Origin of the sequence: uncultured Algimonas sp. (genome assembly GCF_947498175.1) — a bacterium.
Taxonomy (GTDB): domain Bacteria; phylum Pseudomonadota; class Alphaproteobacteria; order Caulobacterales; family Maricaulaceae; genus Litorimonas.
In genome coordinates, this window is the sequence record NZ_CANMJB010000006.1 from 51,813 (window position 1) to 78,080 (window position 26,268).

Annotated in this window: 23 protein-coding genes and 1 tRNA gene; 12 read left to right on the forward strand and 12 right to left on the reverse strand. The window is 60.9% G+C overall.

The features are described 5' to 3' along the window. Window positions 1–84 precede the first annotated feature (84 nt). Together Q0718_RS10295 and Q0718_RS10300 are read left to right on the forward strand one after the other, a co-directional pair. Window positions 85–1,281 (forward strand): acyl-CoA dehydrogenase family protein, encoded by a 1,197-nt coding sequence (locus Q0718_RS10295; RefSeq protein ID WP_298917327.1) that lies wholly within the window; start codon window positions 85–87, stop codon window positions 1,279–1,281. Further along, complete coding sequence (locus Q0718_RS10300) at window positions 1,278–2,351, forward strand: acyl-CoA dehydrogenase family protein (RefSeq protein ID WP_298917331.1); 1,074 nt, start codon at window positions 1,278–1,280, stop codon at window positions 2,349–2,351. The genes Q0718_RS10295 and Q0718_RS10300 overlap by 4 nt, the downstream gene beginning before the upstream one ends. Here the strand turns inward: Q0718_RS10300 and Q0718_RS10305 are convergent. Next, complete coding sequence (locus Q0718_RS10305) at window positions 2,295–3,722, reverse strand: MFS transporter (protein WP_298917334.1); 1,428 nt, start codon at window positions 3,720–3,722, stop codon at window positions 2,295–2,297. The genes Q0718_RS10300 and Q0718_RS10305 overlap by 57 nt on opposite strands. Before the next feature lie 147 nt (window positions 3,723–3,869). Between Q0718_RS10305 and Q0718_RS10310 the strand changes: the two genes are divergently transcribed. Then, window positions 3,870–5,618: an autotransporter assembly complex family protein gene (locus Q0718_RS10310; protein WP_298917337.1), complete on the forward strand. Its 1,749-nt coding sequence runs from the start codon at window positions 3,870–3,872 to the stop codon at window positions 5,616–5,618. After that, window positions 5,618–9,697: a translocation/assembly module TamB domain-containing protein gene (locus Q0718_RS10315; RefSeq protein WP_298917340.1), complete on the forward strand. Its 4,080-nt coding sequence runs from the start codon at window positions 5,618–5,620 to the stop codon at window positions 9,695–9,697. The genes Q0718_RS10310 and Q0718_RS10315 overlap by 1 nt, the downstream gene beginning before the upstream one ends. Window positions 9,698–9,716: 19 nt before the next feature. Here Q0718_RS10315 and Q0718_RS10320 read toward each other — a convergent pair. Next, window positions 9,717–9,792 (reverse strand) — tRNA-Asn (locus Q0718_RS10320). Between the two features lie 228 nt (window positions 9,793–10,020). On the opposite strand from Q0718_RS10320, the gene Q0718_RS10325 reads away from it, so the two are divergent. Then, complete coding sequence (locus tag Q0718_RS10325) at window positions 10,021–10,365, forward strand: DUF962 domain-containing protein (protein WP_298917343.1); 345 nt, start codon at window positions 10,021–10,023, stop codon at window positions 10,363–10,365. On the opposite strand, the gene pyrC is transcribed toward Q0718_RS10325, so the two are convergent. From pyrC to Q0718_RS10350, 5 genes are all read right to left on the reverse strand, one after another. Beyond that, window positions 10,344–11,618: a dihydroorotase gene (gene pyrC, locus Q0718_RS10330; RefSeq protein ID WP_298917346.1), complete on the reverse strand. Its 1,275-nt coding sequence runs from the start codon at window positions 11,616–11,618 to the stop codon at window positions 10,344–10,346. The two genes, Q0718_RS10325 and pyrC, sit on opposite strands and share 22 nt — an antisense overlap. After that, window positions 11,615–12,562, reverse strand: a complete 948-nt coding sequence (locus Q0718_RS10335; RefSeq protein ID WP_298917349.1) for an aspartate carbamoyltransferase catalytic subunit — start codon at window positions 12,560–12,562, stop codon at window positions 11,615–11,617. Before Q0718_RS10335 ends, pyrC begins: the two co-directional genes overlap by 4 nt. 77 nt (window positions 12,563–12,639) lie before the next feature. Next, the gene (gene ruvX / locus Q0718_RS10340) at window positions 12,640–13,092 is read right to left on the reverse strand and encodes a Holliday junction resolvase RuvX (protein WP_298917353.1); all 453 of its coding nucleotides are present in this window, start codon (window positions 13,090–13,092) and stop codon (window positions 12,640–12,642) included. Window positions 13,093–13,131: 39 nt separating this feature from the next. Continuing rightward, window positions 13,132–13,803, reverse strand: a complete 672-nt coding sequence (locus Q0718_RS10345; protein ID WP_298917356.1) for a 1-acyl-sn-glycerol-3-phosphate acyltransferase — start codon at window positions 13,801–13,803, stop codon at window positions 13,132–13,134. Window positions 13,804–13,820: 17 nt separating this feature from the next. Then, the gene (locus Q0718_RS10350) at window positions 13,821–14,417 is read right to left on the reverse strand and encodes a 1-acyl-sn-glycerol-3-phosphate acyltransferase (RefSeq protein ID WP_298917359.1); all 597 of its coding nucleotides are present in this window, start codon (window positions 14,415–14,417) and stop codon (window positions 13,821–13,823) included. A gap of 119 nt (window positions 14,418–14,536) precedes the next feature. Here Q0718_RS10350 and gatC point away from each other — a divergent pair, with 119 nt between their 5' ends. From gatC to Q0718_RS10380, 6 genes are all read left to right on the forward strand, one after another. Further along, the gene (gatC, locus tag Q0718_RS10355; protein WP_298917362.1) at window positions 14,537–14,839 is read left to right on the forward strand and encodes an Asp-tRNA(Asn)/Glu-tRNA(Gln) amidotransferase subunit GatC; all 303 of its coding nucleotides are present in this window, start codon (window positions 14,537–14,539) and stop codon (window positions 14,837–14,839) included. A 4-nt stretch (window positions 14,840–14,843) separates the two neighbouring features. After that, entirely contained in the window at window positions 14,844–16,310 is a 1,467-nt protein-coding gene (gene gatA, locus Q0718_RS10360) for an Asp-tRNA(Asn)/Glu-tRNA(Gln) amidotransferase subunit GatA (protein WP_298917364.1), read from the forward strand. 3 nt (window positions 16,311–16,313) lie between these two features. Beyond that, window positions 16,314–17,795, forward strand: a complete 1,482-nt coding sequence (gatB, locus tag Q0718_RS10365; protein WP_298917366.1) for an Asp-tRNA(Asn)/Glu-tRNA(Gln) amidotransferase subunit GatB — start codon at window positions 16,314–16,316, stop codon at window positions 17,793–17,795. Between the two features lie 17 nt (window positions 17,796–17,812). Beyond that, window positions 17,813–18,031, forward strand: coding sequence for a hypothetical protein (locus tag Q0718_RS10370; RefSeq protein ID WP_298917369.1), 219 nt, complete (start codon window positions 17,813–17,815; stop codon window positions 18,029–18,031). Between the two features lie 9 nt (window positions 18,032–18,040). Then, window positions 18,041–18,730, forward strand: a complete 690-nt coding sequence (locus tag Q0718_RS10375) for a nitroreductase (RefSeq protein ID WP_298917372.1) — start codon at window positions 18,041–18,043, stop codon at window positions 18,728–18,730. Window positions 18,731–19,018: 288 nt separating this feature from the next. After that, entirely contained in the window at window positions 19,019–19,309 is a 291-nt protein-coding gene (locus Q0718_RS10380; RefSeq protein WP_298917374.1) for a hypothetical protein, read from the forward strand. A gap of 50 nt (window positions 19,310–19,359) precedes the next feature. Here Q0718_RS10380 and Q0718_RS10385 read toward each other — a convergent pair whose 3' ends face one another. After that, window positions 19,360–20,064 (reverse strand): polysaccharide biosynthesis/export family protein, encoded by a 705-nt coding sequence (locus tag Q0718_RS10385; protein ID WP_298917376.1) that lies wholly within the window; start codon window positions 20,062–20,064, stop codon window positions 19,360–19,362. A 494-nt stretch (window positions 20,065–20,558) separates the two neighbouring features. Here Q0718_RS10385 and Q0718_RS10390 point away from each other — a divergent pair, with 494 nt between their 5' ends. Further along, complete coding sequence (locus Q0718_RS10390) at window positions 20,559–22,244, forward strand: hypothetical protein (protein ID WP_298917379.1); 1,686 nt, start codon at window positions 20,559–20,561, stop codon at window positions 22,242–22,244. Here Q0718_RS10390 and Q0718_RS10395 read toward each other — a convergent pair. The 4 genes from Q0718_RS10395 to Q0718_RS10410 are packed head-to-tail and all read right to left on the reverse strand — an operon-like array spanning window position 22,241 to window position 26,266. Further along, entirely contained in the window at window positions 22,241–23,164 is a 924-nt protein-coding gene (locus Q0718_RS10395) for a glycosyltransferase family 2 protein (protein WP_298917381.1), read from the reverse strand. The two genes, Q0718_RS10390 and Q0718_RS10395, sit on opposite strands and share 4 nt — an antisense overlap. Next, entirely contained in the window at window positions 23,161–23,913 is a 753-nt protein-coding gene (locus tag Q0718_RS10400) for a polysaccharide deacetylase family protein (RefSeq protein ID WP_298917383.1), read from the reverse strand. The genes Q0718_RS10395 and Q0718_RS10400 overlap by 4 nt, the downstream gene beginning before the upstream one ends. Then, window positions 23,910–24,803, reverse strand: coding sequence for a glycosyltransferase family A protein (locus Q0718_RS10405; RefSeq protein WP_298917384.1), 894 nt, complete (start codon window positions 24,801–24,803; stop codon window positions 23,910–23,912). Before Q0718_RS10405 ends, Q0718_RS10400 begins: the two co-directional genes overlap by 4 nt. Next, a complete protein-coding gene (locus tag Q0718_RS10410) occupies window positions 24,800–26,266 on the reverse strand; it encodes a lipopolysaccharide biosynthesis protein (RefSeq protein ID WP_298917387.1) in 1,467 nt (488 codons plus the stop codon). The genes Q0718_RS10405 and Q0718_RS10410 overlap by 4 nt, the downstream gene beginning before the upstream one ends. Window positions 26,267–26,268: the final 2 nt, after the last annotated feature.

Below are 26,268 nucleotides of genomic sequence, written 5' to 3' on the forward strand. Positions count from 1 at the left end.
CGGCCAGCCGGAACAGCAGGAGATGGGCAGGCCGATCAAGTCGGCCTGAGCGGGATTATAGGGTGACGATTTAGGGAGAGCCGCATGATATCCGTCGAAGATTTCGCCGCTGGCGCAGACGCCTGGTTCGCCGAACACACGCCGCGCGACGTGCCCTTCATGATGCCGCTGACCTTCATGGAGGTCGGCACGGATGAACAGTTCGAGTTTCTCCGCGATTGGCAGAACACCGTCTACAAGGCGGGCTATCTCGGCGCGCACTGGCCGACGGACTATGGCGGTGGCGGGCTGACCCAGAAGCACCAGGACGCGGCGACGCGCGCCATGCGCAAGCACGGGGCGCCGATCATGCTGAACGCCATCGGCATCGGATGGGCCGGGCCGCTGATCCTCGACACGGGCACGGAAGAAGAGAAGCGAAAATACCTGCCGGGCATTCTTTCGGCGGACGATATCTGGTGCCAGGGCTTTTCGGAGCCGGACAATGGCTCCGACCTCGGCAATGCGCAGCTCAAGGCGGTGCGTGACGGCGATGAATACGTGCTCAACGGCTCCAAGATCTGGACGACACAGGGCAATTACGCGAAATATATGATCCTGCTGGCGCGGACCGACTTCGACGCGCCGAACAAATATGCAGGCCTGTCCTTCTTCCTCGCGCCGATGCGCATTCCCGGCGTGGAAACGACGAAGATCCGCAAGCTGACCGGCGAATATGGCTTCACCCAAACCTTCTTCACCGATGCGCGCATTCCGGCGGACACGCTGATGGGCGAAGAAGGCGGGGGTTGGAAGGTCGCCATGCGGACGCTGGAATATGAACGCGGCGCACGAGGCGGACAGGCGGGCGGTTACACCATCAGCCAGACCGACCCGCTGGAGGTCGTGGGCCTCGCCAAACGCGCCATGCGCAACGGCAAACCCGCGCTGGAAGACCCGGTCATGCGTGACCGCCTCATGGCCCAGATGATCGAAGCGCAGGCCATGATGGCCAACCGGGAACGGTCGAAGATCATGCCGCTGGTGCAGGAAAAACCCTTCGCTCTGCCCATGCTCAGCAAGCTGCAATTCACCGAATATGCGCGGGAGACCGGGGAGCTAGCGCTGGAATTGGAAGGCGCGCAGGGTGGCTATTATGTGGGCGACGAGGCCAGCCGCGAGGATGGCTATTGGCAGCGCTCCTACCTCAACGCCTTCTCCGCCACGATCGGCGGCGGCACCTCGCAGATTCAACGTAATATCGTGGGCGAACATGTTCTAGGACTTCCGAAAACACGATGACCCATCACCTCGCCAAAATCGCCCTGACCGAGATGCAGGCAGAGCTGCGCGATCAGGCCATGAAGTTTTGTGCGGATAAAAGCCCGATCGCCAAAGTCCGGGCTCTGCTGACGGATGAGCGCGGCTATGATCCCGACGTCTGGCAGGAGATGGCCGATCTCGGCTGGCTCGGCATTGCGATCCCCGAAACGCATGAGGGGCTGGGGTTGGAGTTAGCGGACATCGTTCCGGTCGCCGAAGCGATGGGCAAATATCTGATGGCATCGCCTTTCATTTCGACCACATTGGCCGCGCAGGCCATTCTGTTTGGCGGTTCAGATAGGCAGAAAGCGGAGTGGCTGCCGAAGCTGGCGTCCGGCACGGTCGCGACCGTCGCCCTGTTCGAACCGAGCGGCGCGTGGGACCTCGATACGGTGGAAGGCGAGACGAAGACGTTTGTCCTCAATGCGGACGCGGCTGAGATTATCGTCACCACGGTGCGCCATGACGGCCAGACACGGTTGGCGCTGATCCCGCGCGACCGAATCGAGGTAGAACGCGAAACGATCATCGACGAGACCAAGCGCAGCTACCGTTTCGATGTGCCGAAAGTGACGGAAGACGATCTCATGCCCGCCGACCTGACGGCTGCGGCGCTGGACCGGATCGAGCTGGTCGCCAACCTTATGCAAAGCGCGGAACTGTCCGGCGCGGCCATGGCCTGCGTGGACTATACGGTGGACTACCTCAAAACCCGCAAACAGTTCGGCAAGGTCATCGGCGCGTTCCAGGCGCTGAAGCACCCGACCGTCGATGCGTTTATCGATGCCGAAGGCGCGAGGTCGCTGCTCTACGCGGCGGCGACCCATGTCGAGAAGCAGGGCGACGGCGAGATTGCGGTGCGCATGGCCAATGCCAAGGCGCAAGGCGCGCTGTCCTACGCTGCCGACCGGTCGATCCAATTCCATGGCGGCTTCGGGTTTACGTATGATTGCGACGCGCAGCTCTATCGCCGGGTCGCCATGTTCGCCGCCTCACAGTTCGGGGACGCGGCCTTCCACCGGGCGCGCCTCGCGGAGCTGCTGCTGTAGGACCGCGTGCCGCTCGCGGCTGAGCGAATAGCGATGGTAGGCCCACCAGGCCGTCAGCGCCAAGGCCAGATTGACGATGATGGAATAGATCGCCAGTCCGCGCGTCGTGCTGTCGTCCACTTCGCTGGGCAGGGCGGCGTCCGGCAGGTCGATCAGCGTCAGGCCCAGCGTGGCGATGATGAGCCCGCCCGCAAAGGCCAGCTTGTTGGCGAAGGTGAAGGCCGCGAAGAGAAGCCCTTCGCGCTTTCGGCCCGTTTCCAGCGTCATCAGGTCCGACACATCTGCCATCATAGAATAGGACAGGATCAGCGCGCCGACCATCCCCGCATAGCCGAACCCGCTCGAGACCGCGACGAGAACGAGTAGCTCCGTCGATCCGATGGGCGGCACGAATCCGACGAGATAGAGCGCGAAGGGCAGGGAGAAGGACAGGCCGAACAGCCAGGTCAGCCAGAGCGCGGCTTCGCGCTTGTCCGCCCGTCGCGACCACCAGCCCGCCGCCAGCGCCGCCGGAATGATGACCGAAAACGGCACGAGCGAGGTGATCAGCTTTTCCGTCTGATCGAACCGCCAGACATAGGTTCCCACGAATAGGGAAAGCTGGCTGATGGTCGAATAGAGCATGACCAGCAGGGAGAAGCCAAGCGTCAGCGTGCGGAACTCCGTGAACCGCAGGGCCTCGCGCAGATTGGCGAAGGCGGAGTACCACGGTTTGCCCGGTGCCCAGTTACGAGGCTGGGTTGTATCCACCCGGTTCCACGTGCCCAAAACCATGAACAACGCCCCTGCGACCCCGATCAGGCCCAAAGTCAGGGCAAGCGGGGCATAGCCGGGCTCGTAGAGCATCCCGTCTTCCAATCCCTCGCGATCGGGCAAAAAGACGGTGAAGGCGAGGATGAAGACCAGGAGATTGAAGATGTTTTCGAAAATAGTCCGCGTGCCGACAATGGCGGTTCGCTCGTCATATTGATCGCTCATATCGGCGGCCAGGGCGAAATAGGGGACGGTGTAGCCGGTGATGAACACCCGCGTGCCGATCATGAAGCCGGCCATCCAGAGAAACAGCGCGGTCTGGCTCATCCCTGCGGGCGGGCTGAACAGCAGGGCCATAGCGGCGGCTGTCGGCAGGCTGCTGGCGACGATCCAGCCGTGACGGCGACCCCAGCGGCGAGATCGTGTATTGTCGCTGATCTGACCCATGACCGGATCGGAAACCGCGTCGATCAGGATGGCCAGAACGGTCGCCGCCATCACCTGCCATGCGGGCAGGCCGATGACATTGGCGAAATAGAACAGAAAGAAGAAGTGGAAGAGCATGTTCTTCGCACTGATCATGGCGTGACCCACGCCATAGGACACGCGGTTGCTCATCGTTGTCCGGTCTGTCCCCATACGACTTCATGACTGCCGCTAAAGTTGGTGTCCACTGTCGGGAACGGCATGGACAATAAGACATTCCTAATGGGTTCGGGGAGCGTTACGGTCGGGTGAATGCGATATTGTCTTGTCATTGCCGCCGTGATTCTCTGGCTTCTGGCCGGTGCCGGCCGGGCCGCGGCCTATCCCGTCAAGATCATCTATGAAGGCGACGTTCCCGAAGAGATCCGCGACAATATCGACAGCCGCCTGCCGGACGAGCCCGATGCGGAAAGTCCGCTCCATGCCCGGCGGCAGGCCCGTCGCGCCGAGAACATCGTGGAAGGCATTTTCAATGCGTTCGGTTACTATGACCCCACGATCGAAACGGCCGTGGTCGGAGACGGCGAACAGGCCCGTCCGGAACTGACGGTCGATCCGGGAGCGCAGTTCTCGGTCCGGCGTCTGGAAATCCGGTATGACGGGGAACCGCCGCGCGAGGCCGATCTGGAAGAGGCCCGCGCCGCGATCAGCCTTCAGCCCGGCATGCCGGCCGTCGCCGCCGAAGTGATCGATCAGGAACGCCAGATCGGTGCGGCCTTGCGCGAACTCGGTTATCCTTATGCCCAAACGACCCAGCGCGACGTGATCGGCGATCGCGACGCCAAGACGATCAGCGTGCGATATACGGTCGATGCGGGTTCGCGCGTGCGCTTCGGTCGAATGATCTATCCGGACGACATCCGGACTCAGGACCGCTATCTCGACCGTATCAATCCCTTGGAAAAGGGCGAGCTTTACGATCCATCCGATCTGGCCCTCTTCAACTCGCGATTGGCCGAGACGCGGTTGTTCGACAGCTCGCTTGCCAAATTGACGGACGAACCGGTCGGAATGGCCGAGGACGGAGCGGAAATCCGCGACGTCGAATTGCTGCTGAACGAACGCAAACGCAATACGCTGACGTTGGGTGCGGGCTTCGACACGTCGGAAGGGTTCGGCGTGGATGCGGAACTGTTACGCCGCAACCTGACGAGACGCGGCGACCTGCTCGTTGCGAATGCCCGCATCGCGCAGCGCGAGTTCGGGCTGAACCTTGTCTGGCGACGGCCGAACGAACTCGGATTCGGCAAGGGTTTGAGCATTTACGCCGGCGCGTCGGACGAGGACACGGACGCTTTCAACCAGCAAACCGGCACGCTGGGGGTCGGCGTCGAAGTGATCGAAGGTCCGATCTTTCAATATAGCTACGGCGCGGAAGCCCGCTACATCCGGCAGTCCGGCGAAAGCGACCGGCGCGATTTCCAAGTGATCGCCTTGAATGGTTCGGCTCGAATCGACAGGGCGGACTCGCTGCTCGATCCGCGCAAGGGCTGGCGTGCGGAAGGGCAGCTGAAACCGACCTATTCCTTTTCGCCCGACGGGCCCGATGTGCCCTATGTCCGGGCTGTCGCGCAGGGACGGCTCTACCTGCCGCTATCGGCGGAAGGGCGTTTTGTGGCTGCCGGGCGCCTACGGCTGGGAACCCTCGTCGGTACGACGGTTCGAAACGTTCCCGGCGACGATCGGTTCTATTCCGGCGGCGGTGGATCGGTGCGCGGTTATGCCTTCCAGGCGATCGGCCCGTTCGATGCCAACAACGTCCCGCTCGGCGGACGCAGCCTGGCCGAAGCCAGTATCGAAGGACGCGCCCGGATCACCGACCGGATCGGTGCGGTCGCCTTCCTCGATGCTGGCAATGTGTCCGATGCGGAATACCCGGCATTCGACAATCTGCGCGTCGGTCTGGGGGCGGGGGTGCGCTACATGACCCCGGCCGGGCCGCTGCGCCTGGATGTCGCGATCCCGCTTAATCCGTCGGATCGGGACGAAGCCTTCCAGATCTACATCTCCATCGGGCAGGCTTTCTGATGAGTGATAGTGCAGCTTCCACATCCGCCGCATCGGCAAATCCCTGGATCAGACGACTGGTGCTCGGTCTGCTTGCGGCTTTCGTGCTCATATTCGTTTTCATTGGCGCGGTATGGCTGTGGTTGAACACCAACACTGGGCGCGCCTATGTCGAAAGCCGGGTCGAAGGCCTGGAAGTGGCTGGGCAGAGCGTCGAGATCGAAGGATTGAACGGCTCGTTGATCGGCGGATTTACGCTGGACCGACTACAAGTCTCCGACGCAGACGGTCCGTGGTTGATCGCTCGTGAGATAAATGTCGCTTGGAGTCCGGCAGCGCTCCTATCGAAGACATTGCAGGTCGATGCATTGCGGGTCGGCGATCTGGACGTGCTGAAACGGCCGGTATTCGTTTCCGACGGTTCCGACCGCGAACCGCGGATCGAAACATTCGTGGTGGAAGCGTTCGAGTTTCCCGACGTCGGTCTTTCGGAGGCCGTGATCGGACGGGCGATCGACCTCTCCGCATCCGGACAAGGCCGACACGGTCCTTTGGGCGGATCGCTCCAACTGACCGGTCAATCGGATCGGGGCGACCGTATCGAAGCCGACCTCGACTGGTCGCCGTCGATGGTTCTGAGCGGCAATGCCGAAATCGACGGGCCGTCCGACGGCCTGCTGGCCGGCATGTTGCGTCTGGGGCCGGATCAATCCTTCTCTGCAGACGTGACGACGGACGGCTCGCAGACGCGCATGCTTGCCGACATTGACGACGAACGCGTCGCCGACCTGCTCATCGAACGCAGCCAATCGCGTGTGTCGATTACCGGCATGGTCGAACCGGGCAGGCTTCCCCTGCCGGAGAACGTCTCGACCCTCCTGGGCGGACAGGCGGACATCGATGCGGTGCTGCCGCTCGACCAGGGCGCTCCGGCAACGCTTGTGCTACGCTCTCCCAAGGTCAGCCTGGATGCGCAAGGGTCCCGCCGGGACGGGATCATCGAACTGGATCGCTTCACGCTGCTGGCCACGGACCCGCTGGCACCCTTCGATCTGGACGGGATCGCGATCGGCCGTCTGGATGCACAAGGCCGGGCAACGATCGGACAGGACTACAGTTTCGATGGCCGCATCGAAGTCGAGAACCTGACCTATGACGATTACCGTGTCGACGGCCTGTCGGGCCCAGCGGAGATTACGTATTCGAACGGCGTCGCCGCATTCGACACGGACCTGACCGGGCGTGCTAGCACGACGCTGGCCGCGCGGGCGGATGGAGCCTCGGTGGCAGCGACCGGCCGTTTCGACACCGATACGCGACGGATTACCTTGTCCCGCGCCGATATCGACCTTCCGGGCTTGGCGTTCAGCGGGCGCGGGTCGGTCGGCTTCGGCGACAGGGCGACGGCGCAGTTCTCCGGCCGCTACGATGTCGACACGTCTGTCCTCCGGCAGGACGATCCTCGCGCGCGACTTCGCGGAGAGGCCGACATCCGGACGACGGCCGATGGCCCTGTAATAGAGCTGTCCGGTCGCGCAACGGACATCGAGGGTCTGGCCGGAGCCGTCGAGCCGCTGGCCGATGGCGGCCTGTCCTATACGGCGCGAGTGCGCCTGGATGACGGTCGCGTCGTTGTGCCGGAGTTCAGGGCTGGAAACGACCGGCTGGACGCGCAAGGGTCGGCGGTCTGGGAAGACGGCCAGATCTCGGCCGAAATCGATTACACAGTCTCCGACTACGAATTCTCGGCCTTGTCGGCATCCGACGTCACGGGGCAAGCGACGGTCACGGGACCGCCAGGCGATATCCGTTTCGAAACGACCTTGAAATCGGACAGTCTGGACACGGGCGGTCTGTCGGCGACCGGTGCCACGGCAACGGCCGAAGGCCGCTATGCCGATGGCCGGTTGTCTTTGAGCGGAACGGTCGAAGGTGACAGCGAACAGGGTCGCGTCTCTACGTCCGGCGATGTCACGTTTGAAGACGGCGCCTGGGATGTCGCCAATCTGAAAGGGTCACTGGGCGGGCTGAACGCGTCCGGAACCCTGTCCGGGCTCGGTGGAGACATTGCGGCGCTGCGGGGCGACCTGACTGTGTCGGGCGCATCGCCTCTGCTGCCCGCCGAGTCGGTCGAAGGGACGGTCCGTCTTGGAGATGCCCGCGTCGATGTCGATCTGCTGATGAACGGCGTCGATTACTGGCGGTTGGAAAACGGCGCGGCACGCATCAAGGCCGTGGGCCCGCGCGACGCTGTGGCGTTTGATATCGGCGTAGAGGGTGACACACGCGTGCGGGACATCGAACGCCCTTTGGTCTTGACCGCCGTGGGCGTCGCGGATCTGCGCGAAACATCGCTGGGCGGCGAAAGCCGGTTTGATCTGTCCTTGGGAGGTCTGGAATTGGCCGGGGAGGCCGCTGCGCAGCGCAGCCCGCAAGGTTGGTCCGGAAGCCTTGACGCCAAAGGTCTGGACGGGACCATCATTGCGTCATTCGTGCCGGGGACAAGCGGAGGACTGACTTTCGATGTGAACGATCTCTCCGTGCCAAAGATCGCAAGCCTGCTCGCACGACCCGCAACCGAAGGATCCCTGTCCGGTGAAGGCGCGTTCCGAATTGTGCAGGACCGAATCGAAGGGGAGGCCGAGCTCGCTTTGAACGATCTGCGCAGTCCAATCAGCAAGGCGCAGGCGGTTTCCGTCATCGCGGAGATTACACTGCGCGATGACATGCTGCGCGCCGTTACCCGGGCCGAGGACGGCGGACTATCCGGCAACGCCGTCATCGAAGGTCGGATCGAGACTTTGCCGCAAGCCCCGTTCGTCGTCTATCCGCCCGGAACGCCTTTGCAGGGCCGGGCGGACCTGAGTGGCGAGATCGGTCCGGTCGTGGAAATCTTCCTGCCACCGCAGACAGACGTCTCCGGACGGATCGACACCGATCTCCGGTTCACCCTGCCCAATACGCCGACGGGCCTGCAGGGACGCGTCGCCTTGACGAACGGCCGCTTCGAACAAGGCGCCATCGGTCTTGAACTCCAAGACATAGAAATGGTGGCTGAATTGTCAGGCGAAACCATCGCCGTGCCGACTTTCTCCGCGCGGGGTCCGCGTGGCGGTACGTTGCGCGGGTCGGGGCGCATGGGTTTGGGCGAAGGAAAGGGAACGGTCGATATCGTCGCCGACGAATTGCGCGCGGTCGATCGGCGCGAAGGATATGCGGAATTGAGCGGAGAACTCAATATCTCGCGGACCGCAGAACTGCTCCGCCTTGATGGCGATCTGCAAGTGACGGAAGCCGAAATCGACATATCGCGACTGCCGGAACCAGGACTGCCCACGCTCGAAGTCGATTTCGGCGACGGGACCGAAGAAGAGGAGACGATGGGTTTCGCCTCCGCCGCGACACGCATGGATCTGCGAATCGTGTCCGATGGCCGGATCAATGTCGAAGGACGCGGCCTGGATGCTGAAATGAGCCTGGACGCGCGGATCCGTGGGCCATTCAACGACCCAGTGGTCACAGGCGATATGGCGATCGAGCGAGGGCGGTTCGACTTTCTGAGCAAGCGTTTCGAATTCCGCGAGAGCTCGGTTATCCTGCGCGACCAGATCATGAAATCCATCGTGGCGCTGGAAGCAGTCCGGGTGACACCGGACCTTACCGCCGTCGCGAAGATCGGCGGCACGTTCGACCGGCCGGAAATCACGCTAACGTCCGAACCGAACCTGCCCGAAGACGAAGTTTTGTCGCGCATCCTTTTCGGCCGCTCGCCGACGCAGCTATCCGCGATCGAGGCCGCCCGTCTCGCCGCGGCATTGAGCCAGCTTTCTGGCGGATCGGGCTTCGATCTGTTCGGGTCGCTCGAGGACGCGATCGGTCTGGACACGCTCGAACTCGGACAAAGCGATACGGGTCAAACGCAGCTAACAACGGGAAAATACCTTTCCGACGACGTCTATCTGGAAGTCTACACGGCCGCCGAAGGCTCGCCAGGCATTTCTGTCGAATGGCAGATCCGGGACAATATCGTGCTCGAAGCGGAAACCATCCCGAACGAGCGCGAGGGCCTGTCCGTGAAATGGAAGAAGGACTTCGACTAAGAGGAAAAGGCGCCACCTGTGGCTCCGCAAGCAGGACTCGAACCTGCGACCCAGTGATTAACAGTCACTTGCTCTACCAACTGAGCTATTGCGGATCACCACATGGGCGAGCGCGCTATATAACGCGCGCGTCACGGACCTCAAGCCGCTAAATCATATTATTCCTATGATCGCGAAGCCAAAAGAAAGGGCGCCGAAGCGCCCGAAAGTGTTAGGTGAATGGTGGTGTCCTTGTGAGACGAAATCTTGGTAAACAGTCAGGGTAAACAAAGCGCTAACGGCTATTACTTTCCGGCCTGCCCAAGGTCTGTTAGACTGATGTCATGAGAACGATCGATAGCTATGCAGAGTTCTGGCCCTACTATTTGCGTGAACATGCGCGCCCAGCGACGCGTGCTTGGCATTATGCCGGCACGGTTATAGCGATCATGGTTCTTGTCGCGGTGATCGTTACCGGCAATTGGCTGTGGCTTCCCCTGGTGCTGGTGTCCGGCTATTTCTTCGCATGGATGAGCCACGGCTTCATCGAGCGCAACAAACCGGCGACATTCACCTATCCGCTCTGGTCGCTAGCCTCGGACTTCAAGATGCTGTTCCATTTTCTGACCGGCACGATGGGACGCGAACTGGAGAAAGCGGGAGTCGATCAGCCGCGGACAGCCGAATAGGCGATCTCGCCGTTCTTGATCGTATGTCGGACGCGACCGGTCATGCGACGGCCATCGAATGGTGTGTTCTTCGACCGTGACAACAGCTTGTCAGAATCCAAGACCCAAGGGTCCGTTTCGCTGAATACCACAATGTCGGCACGTTCTCCGACCGCCAACCGTCCGCCTTCCAGTCCGAGCAATTCGGCTGGCGCGCATGTTGCGGCCCTGAGGTACGGCATCAGGCCGATCTCGCCTTCGGCGGCGAGTTTGAGGCCTACGGCTAGCATCAGTTCCAATCCGACGGCGCCGTTCGCCGCTTCGTCATAGGGCAGACGCTTTCGGCCGGCGCTCTGCGGATCATGATCGGACACGACGATATCGATGCTGCCGTCCTCCACGGCCCGCAGAAGGGCTTGCCGGTCCCGTTCCTCGCGCAGCGGCGGGTCGAGCTTGGCGAAGGTCCGGTAATCGCCGATATCGAGTTCGTTCAGCGCCAGATGGTTGATCGATACGGATGCCGCGACATCGATATCGCGTTGTTTGGCGTTGCGAATGCTGTTCACCGTTTCGGCGCTGGAGACCAGATCGATCAGCAAACGGCCGCCGGTCAGTTCCGCCAGTGCCATGTCGCGTTCCGCCATGATGCGTTCGGATATGGCCGGGGCGGCGGGCAGGCCGAGCCGGGCCGATACGTCGGATTCATGCGCGCATGTACCCGCCGACAGGGACGGGGTGACCGGGCTATTGCTGATCAACGCGTTGAACGTCGCCGAATAGGCCATCAGGCGCCGCATGATCTGAGCGTCCTCGATCGGGTCCGGGCCTGATGCAAACAGGACGGCGCCTGCATCGGACATGAGGCCGATTTCCGTCATGGTCCGACCGTCGAGATTCTTGGTCAAGGCCCCGGCGACATGCACATCGACAGGCAGGGCTTCCCCCTTGCGCAGAATGAAATCCACGAGCGAGAGATCGTCGATGACGGGTACGGTTTGAGGTTGGACCACGATCTGCGTCACGCCGCCGGCCAGCGCGGCGCGCGAAGCCGATGCCAGCGTCTCCAGGTTTTCCTGCCCGGGTTCGCCGGCCTTGACCCGTGCATCGATCAGTCCAGGTGCGCAGGTCAGGTCCCGTCCGTCGATGACCTCGCCGCGCACGGGTGTCTCGCCTATCGCGGCGATCCGGCCATTCTCGATCAGGACATGGCCGGTTTCGTCGCGTCCGCTGGCGGGGTCCATGATACGGATGTCGGTGAGGGTCAGCATGCTCATCGAATGCCCTCCGCCAATCCGTGCAGGACCGCCATTCGCATGGCGACGCCTGCAGCGACCTGATGGGTGATCAGGGATATCTCCGGATCGTCGGCCACGCCGGAACTGATTTCCACGCCGCGGTTCATCGGTCCCGGGTGCAGGACCACGGCTCCGTCCTTGGCGTGAGACAGCTTTTCGCGGTCCAGACCGTAATAGTGGAAATATTCGCGTTTGGACGGGACGAAGGCGCCGCTCATCCGCTCCAGCTGCAATCGCAGCATCATCACCGCGTCGCAGCCTGCCAGACCCGCTTTCATGTCGTGGAAGACTTCGACGCCCCATTGGTCGGCATCGGTCGGGATCAAGGTCGGCGGACCGATGAAACGCACCTCCGCCCCCAGCATATTGAGCAGTTGGACGTTGGAACGCGCGACCCGTGAATGCAGGATGTCGCCGCAGATCGCGAGACGGATCCCGCTGAAATCGCCGTCGAACGCCTGTCGCAGCGTCAGTGCATCCAGAAGCGCCTGCGTCGGATGGGCGTGCATGCCGTCGCCGGCATTGATGACGGAGCAGGACACTTTCTGCGCCAATAGCGACGGCGCGCCGGAACTGGGATGGCGCACGACCAGCAGGTCGGGGTTCATGGCGTTCAGCGTGGCCGCCGTGTCGAGCAGTGTTTCACCCTTTTTCACGGAAGAGCTGGCGACCTGCATATTGATGACATCCGCGCCGAGCCGTCGTCCGGCCAGCTCGAAGCTCTTCTCCGTGCGGGTGGAGTTCTCGAAGAAAAGATTGATGAGCGTCTTACCCGTCAGCACGTCGCGCGGGCCGTGTTTTTGAACGTCGAGATCTGCGTAGTGGGCGCCCAAGGCCAACAGGTTTTCTATGTCAGCACGGTGGAAATCGGAAATATCGAGGCAATGCCTCTTGGTGAACTCATATCCCTCGAATGGAGTCACGCGCCGCTCCGGGTCAAAACTTTGCGGGCCTTAGGGGAGGGACCGCGCCAGAGTCAATCAGAGTCAATCAAAGTCGATCATGCGCGCAGCCTGTCCAGAACGCCTTGCAGGATATAGCCTGCGGCCATCGCATCGACCTTTTCCGCCCGTTTGGCGCGGCTGACATCGGCCTCGATCATGTCGCGCGTTACGGCCGCCGTGGACAGCCGCTCGTCCCAAAGGAAGACGGGAATGTCTTCCAGACGCAGCAGATTGGTGCAGAAATCGCGCACGCTCTGCACGCGAGGCCCGGCGCTACCGTCCATGTTGAGCGGCAGTCCAACGATCAGCGCTGTGCAATCATTGCCGTGATATTGCGCCAGCAACTGCGTTGCATCGGGCGTGAACTTCTTGCGCCGGATGGTCATCAGCGGGGTTGCGATCAACCTCGTCCGGTCGGATATGGCCAGTCCGAGCGTCTTGGTGCCCGGGTCCAGGCCCAGCAGAGCGCCGGAAGTCTCGCCAAGGCTTTCAAGGTCGATCAAGGCCATGGCGTGCGCCTACTCATACCGCTGAAGCGCTGCAAAGGCCTAGCCTCTCTCCGGATTGATGCCCTGATAGGTCGAGCGCACATAATCGCGAATGGCGTCATTGTCGGTCTCCAGATCACCAGTGAGCGGCCAGATGCGGTCAAGGGTCAGGACTTTGCGCCGTGCGTCCACGCCGACGATGAAAATAGGCACATCCGCTGCATATGCGATGCGCAGATAACCTTTGCGATATCCTGCTTTGGAACTTCGCGTCCCAGTTGGGGTGATGCCCAGATACATCTTGTCGCGACGGTTAAAAACGGCACTCGTTTGTTTGACGACGGCGCCTGCAGCGCGACGGTCGATCGGAATGCCGCCCAAAGCCTTAAACATGATCGAGAACGGCCAAACGAAAGCCTCCGCCTTCATCATCCAGTTCAGCCGTAGATTGGTTGACATCTGCATGCCGAGCGACAGGGGCAGGTCCCAGTTCGACGTATGAGGCGCGCCGACAATGATGAGTTTGTCTTCCGCAGGCCATTCGCCCGCCAACCGCCATCCCATCAGCGCCAGAATCGTCTTGCCGATCCATCGGCTGATTGGGCCGCCTTGACGGGGATAGGATCCATGCGCCGAGGCTTCGGAGGGATCAGTACGCCCTGGGACAGGGTTATCATCATCGGGTAGGGCATCCATGAGCGCTGCTAGACCTGAAACGACGGCATCATTCAATTACGAATGCATCAGGATCAGAATTGATTTTTCGGATTCACGCCCACCCAGGTCGAGTCAATGTAGTCCTTTATAGCCTTGGCATCGGTCTCCGCATCTCCTGTCAGCGGAAATTCCCGGTCGAGCACGACGTGTTTGTTCGGTCCGTCGAAGGCGCAGATGAATACCGGGACATTGGCGGCATAGGCGACACGCAGAAAGCCGGTCTTGTAGCGATCCACCTTGCTGCGCGTGCCTTCGGGCGGGAAACCGATGCAGATCCGTTCGTTTTCCCTGAATATCTTGACCAACTGACGAACGACATTGCTGCCCTTGGACCGATCCACCGGATAGCCGCCCAGTCCGCGAAAGATTGGCCCCATCGGCCAGAAGAACCATTCCTGCTTGATGAGGAACGTATATTTGAACCCGCTGGCCAGCATGGCGAGCGAGGCCGCGATCGCGTCCCAGTTCGAAGTGTGCGGCACCCCGATGATGACGAATTTCGGGGCGTCCGGCATCCGGCCTTTCAGCTCCCACCCGATCAGCTTCAACCCGAACGAGCCGAACCAGCGCGTGAACGCATTGCCTCCGCGCGGCGAGACGGAGGACATGTGTGGATTGTCGTAACGCATGACGATATGCCCGTTAGCGAGGCGTCGTCGCTGTTTCAATGCGTTTGAGGCGGACGCATGCTTGCGAGGGCATCCCGCCATTGGTAACGGGCCGCCTGTTTGGAAAATCGGAGGGCCAAGTGGCCGAACCCAAGAACGGCGTCAGCGCCGACGACGTCAGAAAGATCGCGAGACTCTCCCGGCTTCATGTCGAGGATGAGCAGTGCGGGAGCATCGCGGAAGACCTGAACGGTATTCTGGCCTGGATCGAGCAACTGGACGAAGTCGATTGCGAGGACGTCGTCCCGATGACGTCCGCCGTCGCCATGGACGCGCCGATGCGTCAAGACACAGTGACATCCGGCAATATCCGCGACAGGATATTGGCCAACGCTCCCAAGACGGAAGACGGTTTTTTCGTCGTTCCGCGGTCCGTGGAGTAACGCGATGACCGACCTGACCAAACTGACGCTCGCAAGCGCGCTCGACGGCATGAAGGCGCGCGAGTTTTCCTCCATGGAACTGACCGACGCCCACATAGGAGCTTGCGAAGCGGCGTCCGGGCTGAACGCTTTCATAACGCCGACTTTCGACCTGGCCCGCGACCAGGCGAAGGCGTCGGACGAACGCCGCGTTTCCGGTACGATCGGCAAACTCGAAGGTGCGCCTTTGGGCATGAAAGATCTGTTCTGCACCGAAGGCGTCCGCACGACGGCAGCGTCGAAAATTCTTGGAGACTTCACCCCGCCTTACGAATCGACTGTGTCTGCCAATATGAAGGCGGACGGGATGGTCATGCTGGGCAAGCTCAACCTCGATCAGTTCGCCATGGGCTCGGCCAACGAGACCTCCTGCTTCGGCCCCGTCATCAACCCGTGGCGCAATGGAGAAGATCTGGTTCCGGGTGGATCGTCCGGCGGTTCGGCGGCGGCCGTCGCTGCAGACCTTTGCCTCGGCGCGACCGCGACCGATACGGGCGGCTCCATTCGCCAACCTGCGGGCTTCACGGGCACGGTCGGAATCAAGCCGACCTATGGCCGCTGTTCGCGCTACGGTATCGTGGCGTTCGCCAGCTCGCTGGATCAGGCCGGACCGATCGCCAAGACGGTCGAGGACGCCGCGATCCTGCTGGAGAGCATGGCCGGCTACGATCCCAAGGACAGCACCTCGATCAACGAACCCGTGCCGGACTGGCGCGGAGCGGTCGGACAGAGCGTCAAGGGCCTGCGCGTCGGCGTGCCGCGCGAGTACACGATGGATGGCATCCCGAAGGAAATCGACGCCGTGTGGGCCGAAGGCGTGGAATGGATGCGCGAAGCGGGCGCGGAGATCGTGGACGTCTCCCTGCCGCACACGAAATATGCCTTGCCTGTCTACTATGTCGTCGCGCCGGCGGAAGCCTCGTCCAACCTCGCGCGGTATGACGGCATGCGTTACGGTTTGCGGGTGGAGGGCGAGAACCTCGCCGACACCTATGAGCGCACCCGCACGGAAGGCTTCGGCGACGAGGTCCGCCGGCGCGTCATGATCGGGACTTACGTGTTGAGTGCGGGCTATTACGATGCCTATTACCTTCGCGCGCAGAAAGTGCGGACGAAGATCGCCGACGATTTCCGCCAGGCGTGGGAAAGCTGCGACGTGCTACTGACCCCCACCGCGCCGTCGGCGGCGTTTCCGGTGGGCCGGAAGATCAACGATCCGATCCAGATGTACCTCAACGACGTCTTCACCGTGACGGCGAACCTCGCCGGGCTGCCAGGGATCTCGGTGCCTGCGGCGTTGGACGGCAACGGCCTGCCGCTGGGCCTGCAGATCATCGGCCGCGCGCTGGACGAAAGCACGGTGTTCAAGGCAGCCGGAGCGCTGGAAAAGGCCGCCGGATTCGATGCCAAACCCGACAAGTGGTGGAGCTAGACCATGACCTTCATCGCCCCCCGCGTTGCGGATGAAAAAGACTGGCTCCAGGGCGAGACAGGCCCTTGGGAGCTAATCATCGGGCTGGAAGTCCATGCGCAGGTCGCCTCCATCGCCAAACTGTTCTCCGGCGCACCGACCGCGTTCGGGGCGGAGCCGAATACGCAAGTTGCGCTTGTCGACGCCGGTCTGCCCGGCATGCTGCCTGTCGTGAACAAGTATTGTGTGGAGCAGGCGGTTCGCACCGGGCTGGGCCTGAACGCGCAGATCAACAAGTTCTCCCGCTTCGATCGCAAGAACTATTTCTACGTGGACCTGCCGCAGGGCTACCAGATCAGCCAGTTCGAGCATCCGGTCGTCGGTGAAGGCGAGATCGAGATCGTGCCGGAAGGCGGCGAGCCTGTGACCGTCGGGATCGAGCGGTTGCACCTGGAGCAGGATGCCGGGAAATCCATTCACGATCTGTCGCCGGATGAGACCTATGTCGATCTGAACCGGTCGGGCGTTGCCCTTATGGAAATCGTCTCCAAGCCCGACATGCGCTCAGCCGCGGAAGCGTCGGCCTATGTCGACGCACTGCGCCAGATCGTGCGCGCGCTGGGAACCTGCGACGGCGATATGGAGAAAGGCAACCTGCGCGCCGACGTCAATGTCTCGGTCCGTAAACCGGGCGGCGAGCTCGGCACGCGCTGCGAGATCAAGAACGTCAACTCCTTGCGTTTCATCCGTCAAGCCATCGGCTATGAAGCCCGCCGCCACATCGAGATCCTCGAAGCGGGCGGCGAGATCGATCAGGAGACGCGTCTCTACGATACGGTCAAGGGCGAGACGCGGACGATGCGCTCCAAGGAGGATGCGCACGACTATCGCTATTTCCCCGATCCGGATCTGCTGCCGCTTGAGCTGTCGGACGACTTCATCGACCGTATCAAGGCCGATTTGCCGGAACTGCCAGCCGCACGGAAAGCCCGCTTCGTAGAGCAATTCAGACTGCCGGACTATGATGCCGGCGTGCTGACATCGGACAAGGCGACAGGCGACTATTTCGAAATCGTGGCGCAGAAGCGCGATCCGAAATCGGCATCCAATTGGATGATGGGCGAGCTATTCGGACGCCTCAATGCAGACGAAATCGGTATCGAGGACAGTCCCGTGTCCGCGGACGCGCTGGGCGGCCTGATCGACCGGATCGCGGACAAGACGATTTCCGGCAAGATCGCCAAGGATGTGTTCTCAAAGATGTTCGAGGGCGAAGGAACGGCGGACGAGATCATCGAGCGTGACGGCCTGAAGCAGGTCACCGACATGGGCGCGATCGAAGCCATGGTGGACGAGGTCATCGCCGCGAACCGGGACCAGGCCGAGAAGGCGAAGGACAATCCAAAACTTGTCGGGTTCTTCGTGGGCCAAGTCATGAAAAAGAGCCAGGGCAAAGCCAACCCGCAAGCGGTCAACGAATTGCTACGCAGCAAACTCGGACTTTAGGTCAAATGGCTGACGGTATGACGGGCTTGAGGGTCTTCCGGATTGCTACGGCATGGGTGACGTTTGCGCTGGTCGCTTTCGTCCTGTGGATTTCAAGCGGTGCCATGCCAGGTCGGATCATCGCGGCAGGAGTCCTGCTGTTCGGATTGGGGCAATGGTTCGTTTTGGGCCGTCTCGGCCATCAGATGGCGGCTAAGGATGCGACGCGACTGGAACGGACCGACGCGAGCGGCTAACCTGTCGTCATGCCTTTGACGACCGATCCCGCCCCATCCGTGTCCGACGCTCTGCGCACCCGAATCACGGTTCGCGCTTTCCTGGACAAGCCAGTGCCTGAAGCCATTTCGAAGTCTATTCTGGAAACGGCTATGCGGAGTCCTTCGGGTGGCAATCTGCAGCCTTGGAACCTTCACGTGATGCAGGGCGAAACGTTGGAGCGCTTCACCTCGCTCGCCACGGCGCGCACCTTGCGGGGCGATCGGGAAGACCCGACCTACCGCGCCTACCCGTCACCATTATGGGAGCCGCACCGTTCCTGGCGCTACAAGCTGGGCGAGGACATGTATGCATTGCTCGGCATTCCGCGTGAGGACAAACCGGCCCGGTTGCGCTGGCTTGCCGAGAACGCCCGTTTCTTCGGGGCGCCGGTCGGCTTGATCATCACCGGCGATAAACGCCTCGAAATGCCACAGCATATGGATATCGGAATCCTGTTGCAGTCGATCATGTTGCTGGCGCGCGAACGGGGACTGCATACGGCACCGCAGGGCTGGTGGCGCAATTGGAGCAGTGTTTGCCATGACGTGCTCGATATAGAGCCGGGTCAGCATGTCCTTGTCGGCATGGCATTGGGTTACGCCGACCCAGAGGCTTCGGTGAACGATCTGCGTTCGGATCGCGCACCGCTGTCCGATGTCGCGAAATTCTACGGCTGACTGGACGTTTCGCGAAGTTTTTCGTCACCGAAAGATGAATATTCATACTTGTCGATATATGTGAACGGTGAAGTATAGACTTAAGCGAGCAATTCCATACACGAGTTCGTCTTCATGTTAACCAACTTACAATGCTTCGTAACAAGTATAAACCGATATTAATCGGAAGCGAATTTACGAGTTGTTAGCCCCGTCACCCAAAAGTTGTTTCCATCGAGGACGTCCGGTCAACAGGACGCCGCGGTTCCAGGTCCGTCGGACCGGGTGAGTGGATTAACGGAGGGCGCAATGGCCTATACGATGATGGAAGTGAAAGAAGCGTCTGATGCGGTCGTGGCAACCGCAACCAAGGACGATCTGTTCAAGCTTGGACTGATCTATTCCACGGATGTGGAGGACCGCGGTCCGGATTATGTCGAGGCTCATAAGTGGTTCAGTCTCGCGGCGATGATGGGTTCCGATCCGGCCAAAGCCTACCGTGACGAGTTGAAGCTGGAAATGTCGTCGGCCGATCTTACGCTCGCTCAGAAAGCGGCGCGTGGCTGGCTGAGCGAGAACCGCGAGAGCCTCGCCGCCTGATCCCGATCGGGGTATTGCGTCCGGGTTGCGTGAAGTCCCCTCAAGCCGTCTTACGGCGTGATGACCGTGGTGCCGTTCCCGCCATTGGCGCCGAACTGATAGCTGAGATTGAAATCGATCGGCAGGGCATTCCGGAAATTCTGCACGAAACGGCCGACCTCGGCAATGGTGCTGGCCGGAACGAAGACGATGTCGCCGCGCCGAAGCTGGACATTGTCGTTATAGACCGAAATATTGCGCAGACCGTCGCGCAAATTCACCGTGCGCAACATCATTCCGCCGTTTGGCGCACGCCTCAGGACGGCGATCTCGCGGCTTTGAGCGGTCGGTCGGAGACCGCCTGCCATGAAGATCGCTTCCAGCGCACCGATCCGGTCGCTGAGTGTGTAGGTGCCAGCCTGTCCGACCTCGCCGCCGACATATATCTGTTCCGGCGCATAGGCCCTTGGGGTCACCGATATGCGCGGATCGCGCAGTTGCTTGCCGAGCTCGATCATGAGCGCATTCTGGAGATCGGTGAATGTGCGACCGGCGGCCATGATGGGCGGACTCATCGGCATGACGACCCGTCCGTCAGGACCGACGGTCAATGTGCGGGACAGCTCCGGCGCCGAACCGACGACGATGTCGAGCTGGTCGCCCGGCACAAGCCGGTATTCAGGCTCCCATTCCATCCATTGTTGAAACTGGCCCAAAGCCGGGATGACCGTGGCTCCCGACGCACTGGGGAAACCCGAATGGCCGTAACGCCCCATACTGCGAGCCTGGTAAACCGGCGCTCGATACGGGCTTGGCGCTGCATGAAGGGTATGCGAGCCGCCATAGCGGGATTGAGCCCAACCTTCGGATGAAACGGACAAGGCCAACAGGCACAAGACAGCATAGATTGGGAGCCGTCTTGCGCTGCATCTGTGTTGAATTGCCATAACGGTGTGCCGGACGGAAAACTTCAAAGACGATAGTTAACAAGAATGGATAAGGAATTGTTAAATCGCCCACGGCATAAGCCGTAGGACGCTCCATGCCGGAGTGCGCGGTGAGGGCTGGCAGGATGCTCAAGTTCGGACGGAGAAGGGTGAGGCGTGGCATGGCTCCGGCCGTGACGCATGGCGACCCGCTCCCGATTTACGAGCCGGATATCCCACACGCCCCCATTTCATCTGTCCCGATACAGGCGAGACGGTCCGAGACGCCGCCACACGGCGATGACGGCTATCCGAACGCAGTACCACCGATTAGGCTTGGTCGAATGTTCGGGTCGCTCATGCGGCAAATGCTCTGGGTCGTTCCATTGACGGCGGTCGGTATCGTTGCCGCTTGGTTTCTGACAGCGGACATCAAGCGCACCTACGCTGGACTGGGTACGATCATGGTCCAGCTTGGCGATGAATATGTCTACCAGCCGGCCGCCGGGTCTCAGGGCCAATCCAGTCTGATGCAGACCCCCGACACAATCACTTTAAACGAAGTGGCGATCATGAAGAACCCGATCGTGATCGATACGGTTATCGCAGAGCTGTCGGAAGCGCCGGGCGGCCTTGCCGCTTTCGACAGGGACGCCGCCCGGAAACTGGCGCAACATCCGGATGGATCCATGGCCCACCAACTGGCCTATATGGAACTGCGGAAGAAAATGGATGAGAACTTCGATGTCGCCATCCGGCCGCGTTCGTCCATCATCGATGCTTCGTTCGAACACCGGGATCCGCAAATGGCGGTCGCGACCATGAACCGGTTGATCGACGCCTATATGGATTACCGGCGCGCCTTGTTCGTGGACGGCGCGAGCGAAATCGTTTCGGAACGGCGGCAGGATGCCGAAGGACAGCTCCGGCTCAATGAGAGGCGCATGGCGTCTTTCCTCGCAAAGAACGGCATATCGGACTTTCGGTCCGAGCAAGAAGGCGCCAGCGAAAGAACCGAGGATTTGCGGGCTTCGCTCAATGCCCTGCAGGCGCAGAGGGTCGAAACCGAACGTTCGCTTGCCAGTGTCGAAGGCCAGCTTCGACAGACGCCCGCCACAATCGACCTCTATGTCGATGATCGCGCGTCGAACCGGATCGCCCAGGCGGAATTGGAACTCAAGCAGCTATTGGCGAAATATCTGCCGAACTCCGATCCGGTTCGCCAGAAGCAATTCGAGATCGAACAGCTCAGGTCCCTACAGCAGACAGGCGATGGCCGTGCGTCGGGAGGACGGCGGATCGGCCCCAACCCCGTTCACCAAGATCTTTTGAAATCGAGGAACACGCTTGCATCCGCGGCCGACAGCCTGCGCGAACGCGAAGCCGTGGTGCAGCGTCAATTACAAGCCGCCGACGGAAAGCTGCGCCAGATGCGGTCCCTTTCACCGTCCTATAGCGATATCCAGCGCGAGTGGGACACGCTCAACACACGGGTTAGCACGTATCTCAACAAGGAACAGGACGCGCTGATCAAACAGCAGCAATCCGAGAATGCAGCAGAGAATGTGCGCGTCATTTCCAAGGCGACCTATCCAGTCAAAGGCCGCAACATTCGGATGATGATATTTGTCGGGGCCTCCGCCGCATGGGGTTTCACCCTGTTCATGTTGGCGCTGTTCAAGGTTTATCTAGACCCGCGTCTATACGAGACACCGGTCGAACAATCCCATGTCCGCCAGAACGGGGTATGGACCAGTCAGCCTCCCGTCGTACAAAACCTGTCACATTCGTCCCAATACCATGAGGTCGAGCGGCCCAACGCGATATTGAAGTCCTCCGATGACAGATTGCATGACGGCACTGTGCGTGACACCGCACATTCCGGTCCGGTGGAATGGACCGAAGACGTGCTGCGGCCTGAAGTTTCCCCTGTCGCCTATCCGGATCAAGGACATGCATTCGCCGACGGACATGCCGGATATGGTGCGGGCAACCCTTATCGCGACGGAGCCATTGGCCGCGCGATCTAGCGCGCGCTGCGACCGTAGAATCTGGGGCTCAACCCATCCCACCAGAAGACTTTGCCAATCCCTTGGGCCAAGCGGCCCAGCTGGCCGACATGGCTCGGACGGCCGGCCAGCCTGAGACATAGCCAAGCGACGCCGTGAACGAAAGACTGCACACTGCCGACCGCCATCCACTTCATGACGGCCGGAGCGCCGAACAGACCCTTTCCTGCTGCCAACCGGGAGGGTGTCTGCCCATAGGCGAAATGGCGTGTCCATAAATATTTCAGCGTCGTTCGATGTGTTGGCACATGTTCCATCGCCTGCGCCTCCGCGCACCAAGCCGCGCGACCGCCCTGGCGCAAGATCGCGGCGAACAATGCGTCGTCCTCTCCGCCGGTTTCATTCAGAGCCGGGTCGAAGACCGGATAGGGCAAGGTCAATCCGCGCATGTCGAAAAGACACCCGCCCGTCCCCTGGACCTGTTCGATCAATCGGCTTTCCCCATCGATCTGGCGTGAGAACAGAGGTGCCAGCCAATCCGCGAGACGGTTTGCATCCTGTGGCAATACGGCTCGGATAGGCGCGAACGTCAGACTGGCTCCGAGCGCCTGGCTCGTCGCCAGCATGGCATCGACGAAGCCAGGCATGACTTCCATATCGTCGTCGAGGAAGAGCACACAAGGCGAGCGGACCAGATCCATCGCGGCGTTCCGCGCGTTGGACACACCGGGTTCGGGAGCGACCGTATATTCGAAGTGCAGCGCAGCGGTTGCGGCGATGCGTTCGACAATCGCTTCGGCGGAGCGTTCCCTGTCATTGTCCGCAACGATCACGGCTATGTCGCTCCGGCCTTCGACGTCCGAAACGATGCTGTCGAGTAGGACAGCAAGACCTTGAGGGCGCTTGTAGGTCGGGATGACGATGCTGAGACCAGGTATCATGGGATCGTTTTCCGCACACCGTCCTTGATCGGGCTGACATCGAGCGAAAGCGCAGCGATAAGGTCGACGATCTGGCCGAGTTCGTCAGGCGTGCAGCCATAATCCGACGGATTCTCGCGAACGTCGTGACCAAAGAGGATCAGCCACCGTTTTTCCCGGGCTGCGTCTTTTATCAAGTCGAGCGTCGTATTCAGTTCCGCAGAGTAGAGCCGGCCTGCCGGGGCAAGACCGAGATCGACTTCTCCACCGTGCGGATGATGAATGCCACGCGCTAATCTGAAACGGCCATTCACCGCGCGTTTGAGAGACGGCGTCACTTCGCCGTAAGGATAGGCGAACGTCTCGGCTTCCGGCAGACCTATGCTTTCGAATGCGGATCTGTTGCGCTCGATGTCGTCGATGAAAGTTTCTAGTCCCACTCGCATGCCGTCTAGGTGACTATAGGTGTGGTCGGCGATTTCATGGCCTTGTCTGTGTGCGTCCAGCAACTCGTCTTCGCTCATGTGCAGACCCAGATGATTGGTTGTGCCGCACAGCCCCATCGATGCATAGATCGTCGCGCGCCAGCCTTTGTCCTCGATCATGGGAAGGGCATTTTCGGCCACGGACTGGGGACAGTCGTCGAATGACAGGCTGACCAATCCGCGCGACAGACAGGGACGGACCGTGCGCCTGTAAGTGTGACGGGACAGGCGGCGCCGTAGCCTCGACGCGATATCGCGGCCCGGAGTATGGATCGTCTCGATCACAGCATGGCCTCGGCATAATGTGAAGCGCGCCAGAGTTTGAGGGCAAATATCCTGGCGCGCATCGGCGTAGCGCGGCTGAGAACAAGGCGTCGTAAGGCAGGACGGAAGATTTCATGCCCCGGTATGGATTCTAGGCGTTTGACGATCCGGTACAAAGGAAATCTGCGAGCCAGCGCCGGCTGCGTATCGACGAAACGCCTGTAATTACCCCCGGACATCGCAAAACGGTCCAGTAGCGTTTCCGCTGTTTCCAGTCCAAGGTGAACGGCTGGGTTGTCGACATGACAAAGCCGGTGGGTTCGGGCGACCCTGGCCGCCCACTCACTGTCTTCCCAACCCCATCCTTCGAAAGCCGGATCGAAGGGCTGCGCCTGAAGAACCGATTTCCTGATGCACAAATTCGACGAGGCGACATGTTGCGCGCCTTTGCGTTCCCTGACTTCAGCACTCATGCAATCGGAGGATCGGGATAGCGCATGGTGAAGTTGGGTCCGACGGTCATGCGGCCTTGGTTCCAAGGTGAACCCCCCAAAGACGATATCGCAATCGCCTTTCTGTGACCTATCCAGATAGGTTTGCAGAAAATGCAAGTGGTCGATGCGCATGTCTGCGTCCAGAAACAGAACCCAATCCGCCGTCGAGGATGCTTGCAAGGCGTTTCGCGTCGCGGAGCGCCCTCTGTTCATGCGGGACGTTATTAAGCGCACCGGAAAGGGGAAAGGCTCAACGACCTTGCTGACGCGGCGCGTCAGACCGTCGTCATCCGTACCGTCATCCATGAGCAGGAGCTCGACCGATCCGTCCTCGATCCGCTGTCGAGCGAGCGACTCCAGCAAGATCGACGGATCGTCCCGGTGAAACGGGACGAGAATTGACAGGATGGGCGTCACTTTGCCGGCTCTGCTAGATTCCGGCGGCGATAACAGCGGCCGGCTTGACCTATAAGCCTTTGGCATCCCGCCGCGTCGATCATCAAACACACAGTGATATAGGTAAATGCGCCGACCAATGCTTTCACAATCAAGCTGAACGCACCGGGTTCAAGATTGTCAGACGGCAGCGTCAGAATGGCGACCGTCATGATCCCGCAGGCCAACAAGACCTCCAGCGCCTCACGAACGGGCAAAGGCAGGGGATAGTGACGCCGCGAAACCGCCACAGATAGAATAAGGGCGGCGGCATATCCGGCCAATGTCGCTGCGACGGCGCCCATCAACCCGAAATCCGGGATAAGCAGGATGTTCAAGCCGATGTTCAAGACCAACGGCGGGACCATGACCCATATGATTTCACGTGTTTTCCCGGACAGCATGAATGCTCTTTGGACATAATATGTGACGACGCCGTTGATCAGTCCGGCAATCGCTATGAGCGGCATGACGGTTACGGCTTCCGCTCGCACACCTTCGCCCAGTATGAAGCCTGCATCTTCGGCGACAAGCGCGATTCCGATCGCGGCTGGCATCGTCACCCAAAGCAATGTGGACCCATAGCTGCGCATAATAGGCTGGGATTTGTCGAAACCGCCTTTTTCGTAAGCCGTCACGGCTGCCGGTGTCATGGCCATGGATATCCAGATGAACAGCATGTCCAGCGGACGGTTGGCCAGATTATATCCAGCATTGTACTGGCCGGCCGGGGCGTCGCCCATCATGGCGGCGATGATGTACACGTCCGACGTGTTCAGGGCATATCCCAGGACCAGGCTGAAACAGATCGGAAAACCGTAAGCGGCATAGCGCTTCGCCTTGTCGGCCTGGAAGCGCCCGCCTGCCTGCCGTTTCAGCATGAATGGCAAATCCACGGCCAGTCCCAAGCATAGTCCGATCGCGATGCCGAGAAAGGGTCCGGCTTCGCGCAACGGTGTGAACAGGACGAGCGCGATCCCTGCGGAAAAGGACAGCAGAGTTTGAACGGAGTAGGTCAGGCTGTAGCGTGCGACGCGGTGCGAGGCCCGGTGTGCTTCCATGCCGATGTTGAACACGACTTGAAGACCAGCGGAGCCTATCGCGAACCCCAGGGCCGTTTTCATGGGCGTGGCCAGTGGCAGTGCGAAGAGAAGCGCCAGAAACGCCATCACCATGCCGCAGCCCGAAACGGCGGCCATCACATATAGGGTCCGTAGATGGGATGCCAGGTCGCCTTGTCTTTCAGCTCTCGCCTGGAACCGCGCCATGGATGCCTCCAGCCAGGTGAAGGCGGCCATATGGACGAATTGGAGCGTAATCATCGCAACGGCGTAGCGACCGAATTCCTCAGGGCTCAGCAACCGTGTCAGAAGGACGATCAGTCCGAAGCTGACCACCACATTCGCCAGATTGACCGGGAGATAGGCCAGAAGGGTACGGCCCATCT